Origin of the sequence: Streptomyces sp. ActVer, from assembly GCF_027270795.1 — a bacterium.
GTDB lineage: Bacteria > Actinomycetota > Actinomycetes > Streptomycetales > Streptomycetaceae > Streptomyces > Streptomyces umbrinus_A.
The window spans coordinates 1-3,327 of record NZ_JAPWHT010000710.1 but is presented as its reverse complement, the minus strand read 5'-3'; the positions used below and the strand labels follow the sequence as shown (position 1 = coordinate 3,327).

General features: G+C 73.2%; 2 protein-coding genes. Both read left to right on the top strand.

Annotated features, from left to right (window positions below):
- A partial coding sequence (locus tag O3Q52_RS50910) for a UrvD/REP family ATP-dependent DNA helicase (protein ID WP_269655215.1) occupies positions 1-1,539 on the top strand: 1,539 nt, incomplete at its 5' end.
- A 259-nt stretch (positions 1,540-1,798) separates the two neighbouring features.
- On the top strand, positions 1,799-3,327 hold a 1,529-nt coding region (locus tag O3Q52_RS50905; RefSeq protein ID WP_269655214.1), incomplete at its 3' end, for an ATP-dependent helicase.

The following is a 3,327-nucleotide window of genomic DNA, read 5'->3' as shown; positions in this document are numbered from 1 at the left end:
CGGCGCGGCGGCGCGGCCGGCCGCAACGCGGACCGCGACCTCGACGCCGTGTGCGCGCTGTTCGCCACCGCGTCCCGCGCGGAGGAACGCACCGGAGGCCGGGGAGCCCTCAACTTCCTGGAGGAGATCGACGCCGAGGACATCGCGGCCGACACGCTGACCCGCAGGGCCGTACGCCCCGACGCCGTACGTCTGATGACCGCGCACCGCTCCAAGGGCCTGGAGTGGCGCCTCGTGGTCGTCGCGGGCGTCCAGGAGGGTCTGTGGCCCGATCTGCGCCGCCGCGGTTCCCTCCTGGAGGCCGACCGCATCGGACGCGACGGCCTCGCGGAGCCGCTGACCCCCGGAGCACTCCTCTCCGAAGAGCGCCGTTTGTTCTATGTGGCCGCCACGCGCGCGCGTGAGCGCCTCGTCGTCACCGCTGTGAAGGCCCCGGCCGACGACGGCGACCAGCCCTCGCGCTTCATCACCGAACTCGGCGTGGAGCCCAAGGACACGACGGGCCGTCCCCGCCGCCCCCTGTCCGTCGCCGCGCTCGTCGCCGAACTGCGCGCCACGACGGTCGACCCACGCGTCTCGGACCGGCTCAGAGAGGCCGCGGCCCGTCGACTGGCCAGGCTCGCCGCGCTCGGCGACGAGGACGGCCGCCCCCTCGTGCCGTCCGCCCACCCCTACCGCTGGTGGGGCATGTACGAGCCGACCGAGAGCAAGGTGCCGCTGCGCGACCGCGACCATCCCGTGGTGCTGTCCGGGAGCGCCCTCGACCAGCTCGCCAACACCTGCGCCCTGCAGTGGTTCCTGGGCCGTGAGGTGAAGGCCGACGCCCCCGCGACCGTCGCCCAGGGCTTCGGCAACGTGGTGCACGTCCTGGCCGACGAGGTCGCCTCCGGCCGTACCCCCGCGGACCTCGCCGTCCTCATGGAGCGCCTCGACTCCGTGTGGGACGCGCTCGCCTTCGACGCGCCCTGGAAGTCGGGGCAGGAGAAGGAGCACGCGCGCGTGGCGCTCGAACGCTTCCTGAAGTGGCACGTCATGGACCGCACGGGCCGCACGCCGGTGGCGAGCGAGCACGACTTCGACGTCACCCTCGAAGCGGGCTCCTACGAAGTACGCATCCGCGGCTCCATGGACCGCGTCGAGCAGGACGCCGAAGGCCGCGCCTACGTGGTCGACTTCAAGACCGGCAAACAGGCACCGAGCGCGGCCGACGTGGCCCACCACCCGCAGCTCGCCGTCTACCAGCTCGCCGTCCGCGAAGGCGCGGTCGACGAGGCCTTCGAGGGCGAGCGCCCCGACGCGGGCGGCGCCGAACTCGTCCAACTCCGGCAGGGCGCACCCAAGAAGGACGGCGGCGAGACCCTGCCCAAGGTGCAGGCCCAGGAGCCGCTGGAGGGGGAGTGGGTCGGCGACCTCCTCGCCACAGCGGCGGGCAAGGTCCTCGACGAACGGTTCACACCGACGACGGGACAGCACTGCACGCACTGCGCGTTCCGGGCCTCGTGCAGCGCGCGGCCGGAGGGGCGGCACGTGGTCGAGTGAGCCGGAAGGGCGGCAGGTGGTCGGGTGACGAGTGCGGTCGCGTGACGGGCATAGCCGGGTGACAGCCACGGTCGGGTGACAGGGCGCGGGCCACTCCTGGCGGGCGTGCGGACATCCGCCGTACCGGAGGCTCCGCCGTTCGGAGGGCCCCTGCCGTACGCGAAGTGACGTACGGCACCACGCGTGCTGACCAGGGCATCCTCCTGCCCGGCCACCGATTCGGCACCGGCTGTCAGTGGGCGCGGCTAGCCTCTCTGACGTGCCAGCCCGTATCTCTGACCCCGAGCAGCTCAAAGAGCTCCTCGGCATCCCGTTCACCCCGGAGCAGACGGCCTGCATCACCGCACCGCCCGCCCCGCAGGTGATCGTGGCCGGTGCCGGCTCCGGCAAGACCACGGTGATGGCCGCGCGCGTGGTGTGGCTGGTCGGCACCGGGCAGGTCGCCCCCGAACAGGTCCTTGGCCTGACCTTCACCAACAAGGCGGCGGGCGAACTCGCCGAGCGCGTACGGAAAGCCCTCATCAAGGCGGGCGTCACCGACCCGGACGTGATAGATCCGGACAACCCGCCCGGCGAGCCGGTCATCTCCACGTACCACGCCTTCGCGGGCCGCCTGCTGACCGACCACGGACTGCGCATCGGGCTCGAACCCACCGCACGCCTCCTCGCCGACGCGACCCGCTACCAGCTCGCCGCGCGAGTCCTGCGCGAGGCACCGGGTCCCTACCCCGCGCTCACCCGCTCCTTCCCCGACCTGGTCAGCGACCTCCTCACGCTCGACGCCGAGCTCTCCGAACACCTCGTACACCCCCAGGACCTGCGGGCCTACGACACCGCGCTGCTGCAGGACCTGGAGAGCGTCAAGCTCACCAACGCGGACCTGCGCAAGGTCCCCGAGACGGCCGCCGCCCGGCGTGAACTGGCCGAACTGGTGAGCCGCTACAGGGCCGCCAAACGCGAGCGCGACCTTCTCGACTTCGGCGACCAGATCGCCCTCTCGGCGACCCTCGCCAGTACGCGCCCCGAGGTCGGCGGCATCCTGCGCGACGAGTTCCGAGTGGTCCTGCTCGACGAGTACCAGGACACCTCCGTGGCCCAGCGCATCCTCCTGGCGGGCCTGTTCGGCAGCGGTACGGGCCACCCGGTGACCGCCGTCGGCGACCCCTGCCAGGCGATCTACGGCTGGCGCGGCGCCTCCGTAGCCAACCTCGACGACTTCCCCGAGCACTTCGCCCACTCCGACGGCCGTCCCGCGACCCGCCAGTCGCTCAGCGAGAACCGTCGCAGCGGCGGCCGCCTCCTCGACCTCGCCAACGGCCTCGCCGAACCCCTGCGCGCCCTGCACGCGGGCGTGGAGGCCCTCCGGCCGGCCCCGGGCGCCGAGCGGGACGGCATGGTCCGCTGTGCCCTGCTGCGGACCCACGCCGAGGAGATGGACTGGCTCGCCGACTCCATCGCCCATCTCGTACGCACCGGAAAGGCGCCCGGCGAGATCGCCGTCCTGTGCCGCACGGCGACCGACTTCGCCGAGATCCAGGGCGCTCTCGTGGCCCGCGACATCCCCGTCGAGGTCGTCGGCCTCTCCGGGCTGCTGCACCTGCCCGAGGTCGCCGACCTGGTCGCCGTCTGCGAGGTCCTCCAGGACCCGGGCGCCAACGCCTCGCTGGTCCGCCTGCTCACCGGCCCGCGCTGGCGCATCGGCGCCCGCGACCTCGCCCTCCTGGGACGCCGGGCCCGCCTCCTCGTGTCGCACGCGCGCGTGGGGGCCGACGACGACCCCGACAGGTG